This window comes from Pseudomonas edaphica, assembly GCF_005863185.1.
In the GTDB taxonomy this organism is placed as follows: Bacteria; Pseudomonadota; Gammaproteobacteria; order Pseudomonadales; family Pseudomonadaceae; genus Aquipseudomonas; species Aquipseudomonas edaphica.
In genome coordinates this window covers 1-3,302 of sequence record NZ_VBVZ01000657.1, presented here as the reverse complement: position 1 = coordinate 3,302, position 3,302 = coordinate 1, and the positions used below count along the sequence as shown (strand labels likewise).

The window sequence follows — 3,302 nt, the reverse complement described above, 5'->3', positions numbered from 1 at the left end:
TTGACTATCAGTCTGACTCCACAAGCACCCACACGAATTGCTTGATTCAGTTGTTAAAGAGCGGTTGGTTAAGATCTTTCGTCTCAACCGAGGCGCGCATTCTACAGCAGCCTCATTTGCTGTCAAGTGATTATTTTCAGAAGCTTTCGAAGAATTCTTCAACAACTTCAACCACTTGCGCTTACGATCTCTCGTTAGCGGGAGGCGAATTCTACAGCGTTACACGCTGCTGTCAACACCTCTTTTTCAACTTCCTTTTGGCTTCGATGAACTGAAGCAACTTGCTGCCGAAAACTTCGTAACTCGTTGTTTACCAAGGAGTTTTCCGTTTCGACTGCGCCGGAAGTGGGGCGAATTATAGACAGATATAAAACGCCGTCAACACTTAATTTAGATTCTCTATCAAAAACCCCAAAAAGCCCTATCCTTTTCTATATAAAGAGGACAGCAACCAGAGCTGAGCAATATATTGCTCAAAAGCCGCCAGTTAAGCATCATAGCCGCTCTGCTTCTTTACCACGACTTCGGACACCCGCCCCAATGACCACTCCACCTCGCAGCCTGGCCTCGGCATTGTTCCCGGTCGGCCTGCTGTTGATCGCCATGGCCTCCATCCAGTCGGGTGCCTCGCTGGCCAAGAGCATGTTCCCCATCGTCGGCGCACAGGGCACTACTACTCTGCGGCTGATTTTCGCCAGTGTGATCATGCTGCTGCTGTTACGCCCATGGCGCGCCAAGCTCACGGCCAAGTCCCTGCGCACTGTCATCGTCTACGGCATGGCATTGGGCGGCATGAACTTCCTCTTCTATATGTCCTTGCGTACAGTCCCCCTGGGCATCGCAGTAGCGCTGGAATTCACCGGCCCGCTTGCCGTGGCTATCTATGCCTCGCGCAGGGCGGTGGACTTTGTATGGATCGGTCTCGCGGTCGCGGGCCTGCTGTTGTTGATCCCCACCGCAGAAACCAGCACCGGCATCGACTTGATCGGCGCCGCTTATGCACTGGGCGCTGGCGTTTGCTGGGCACTCTATATCCTGTTTGGGCAAAAAGCCGGCAACGACAACGGCGTGCAAACCGCCGCCCTCGGCGTGATGATCGCCGCTTTGTTCGTGGCGCCGATCGGCATCGTCCATGCCGGCGCCGCACTGCTGACGCCCTCGCTGATTCCCCTTGCTATCGGTGTAGCCATCCTGTCCACCGCTTTGCCCTATACCCTGGAAATGGTCGCGCTTACTCGCCTGCCCGCTCGCACCTTCGGCACCTTGATGAGCATTGAGCCCGCATTCGGCGCGCTCTCCGGTCTGTTCTTCCTGCAGGAGCACTTGTCCCTCGCGCAATGGCTGGCAATCACCTGCATTATCTTCGCCTCCGTCGGTGCCACACTGACGATGCGCAACGAATCCAAACCGTTGGTGCCAGCCGATTGATTCTCATCGCAGGCAGCTCTGGCATTTGCCGCTCATTTAGGCCATGTTTAAGCCGTAAACGAATGTCTTTCATGGAGAATTTCGACAGGGACAGCTGAACGCTACAATCGAGAGCGAGTTAAGCCTGCATCGAGCCTTTTCGCGACGCGGCTATAAGGATAGTAATGAAACGAATTTTGATACTGTTACTGGTCGTGGGCATTGCTGGCTGTGCTGCGACCACCAAGACAGAAGTGAAACGGGGCAAAAAAGGCATGCACATCAACTGTTCCGGCCTGTCCTCCTCCTGGGACCAGTGCTACACCAGTGCAGCCAACTCCTGCGGCGCCAAGGGCTACCGGGTTATCGCCAAGTCCGGTGACAATTCCGAAGAGCCAGGCGACTATCCTTTCGGTATCAACCCTGCCGGCTACACCAGCCGCAGTATGATCGTCATCTGTAAATGACCGCCCGAGCAGTCCTCTTCCGGCTGCTCCTTTCTCTTTACACGCCCTTCGCTCTGCTGCGGCTACACTCCTGCCCGACACTCGAGCAACGGAGTTCCCATGACACCCAACAAAAAAATCGTATTGGTGGTTGGTGCCGGTGATGCAACCGGTGGCGCCATTGCCCGACGCTTTGCCCGTGAAGGCTATGTAGCCTGCGTCACCCGTCGCAGTGCCGATAAACTACAGCCCTTGGTCGAGAGCATTCAGGCGGCGGGCGGAGAAGCCCACGGTTTTGCCTGTGATGCGCGCAAAGAAGATGAGGTGATCGCGCTGGTTGAGCAGATAGAAACCGAGCTTGGCCCCATCGAAGCTTTCGTCTTCAATATCGGCGCTAACGTGCCGTGCAGCATCCTCGAAGAAACCGCGCGCAAATATTTCAAAATCTGGGAGATGGCCTGCTTCTCCGGGTTCCTGAATGCCCGCGAAGTCGCTAAACGCATGGTCACCCGCGAACGCGGCACTATTGTGTTCACCGGCGCCACTGCCGGGCTGCGTGGCGGTGCAGGGTTTGCCGCATTCGCCGGCGCCAAACACGGTATCCGTGCGCTCGCGCAAAGCATGGCGCGGGAATTGGGGCCCAGGAACATCCATGTGGCCCACGTGGTGGTCGACGGCGCTATCGACACAGATTTTATTCGCGACAATTTCCCGCAAAAATACGCGCAGAAAGATCAGGACGGCATCCTCAACCCCGAACACATCGCCGACAACTATTGGTACCTGCATAGCCAACCACGCGACGCCTGGACCTTCGAACTGGACCTGCGCCCCTGGAGTGAACCCTGGTAGGCACGCCGCCTCCATCAAGAACAACAATAAGCAGCGAGAATCGACGATGAGTAAAACCCTGGAATTTTTTTTCGACCTCGGCAGCCCGGCCACTTACCTGGCCTATACGCAATTGCCTGCGCTTTGCGCCGAGACCGGTGCGCAACTGGTGTATCAACCCATGCTGCTGGGTGGCGTGTTCAAAGCCACCGGCAACGCCTCCCCCATCAGCGTGCCGGCCAAAGGTCGTTACATGTTTGATGACTTGGCGCGATACGCCAAACGCTACAACGTGACGCTCAAGTTCAACCCGCACTTCCCGATCAATACCCTGGTGCTGATGCGTGCCGTCATGGGTGTCCAGATGCGCCAGCCCGAGCGCTTCCAGGCCTTCATCGACTGCCTGTTTCGGGCCATTTGGGTCGAAGGTCGACATCTGGGCGACCCCGCCGTCGTGGCCGCCGTGCTGAGTGAGGCCGGTTTCGACCCAGAGGAAGTCCTGAACCTGGCCAACGATGAAAAGGTAAAAGCCGCCCTCAAGGACAAAACCGAACAGGCTGTTCAGCGCGGGGTATTCGGTGCACCCAGTATGTTTGTAGGCAATGACCTGTTCTTCGG

General features: G+C 56.5%; 4 protein-coding genes. All 4 read left to right on the top strand.

Annotated elements, in window-relative coordinates; translation table 11 throughout:
- Positions 1-540: 540 nt before the first annotated feature.
- Positions 541-1,428 carry a threonine/homoserine exporter RhtA gene (gene rhtA / locus FEM54_RS28430; RefSeq protein WP_138453842.1) on the top strand — a complete coding sequence of 296 codons (888 nt, stop codon included), beginning with the start codon at positions 541-543 and terminating at the stop codon, positions 1,426-1,428.
- A gap of 164 nt (positions 1,429-1,592) precedes the next feature.
- The gene (locus FEM54_RS28425; protein ID WP_017136337.1) at positions 1,593-1,874 is read left to right on the top strand and encodes a hypothetical protein; all 282 of its coding nucleotides are present in this window, start codon (positions 1,593-1,595) and stop codon (positions 1,872-1,874) included.
- A gap of 99 nt (positions 1,875-1,973) precedes the next feature.
- A complete protein-coding gene (locus tag FEM54_RS28420; RefSeq protein WP_099547899.1) occupies positions 1,974-2,705 on the top strand; it encodes an SDR family oxidoreductase in 732 nt (243 codons plus the stop codon).
- 46 nt (positions 2,706-2,751) lie between these two features.
- A partial coding sequence (locus FEM54_RS28415) for a 2-hydroxychromene-2-carboxylate isomerase (RefSeq protein WP_138453841.1) occupies positions 2,752-3,302 on the top strand: 551 nt, incomplete at its 3' end.

What these genes read in the sequence shown, in the direction of transcription:
- rhtA (WP_138453842.1), top strand. Translation starts at nt 541, where the DNA reads ATGACCACTCCACCTCGCAGCCTGGCCTCGGCATTGTTCCCGGTCGGC.
- FEM54_RS28425 (WP_017136337.1), top strand. Translation starts at nt 1,593, where the DNA reads ATGAAACGAATTTTGATACTGTTACTGGTCGTGGGCATTGCTGGCTGT.
- FEM54_RS28420 (WP_099547899.1), top strand. Translation starts at nt 1,974, where the DNA reads ATGACACCCAACAAAAAAATCGTATTGGTGGTTGGTGCCGGTGATGCA.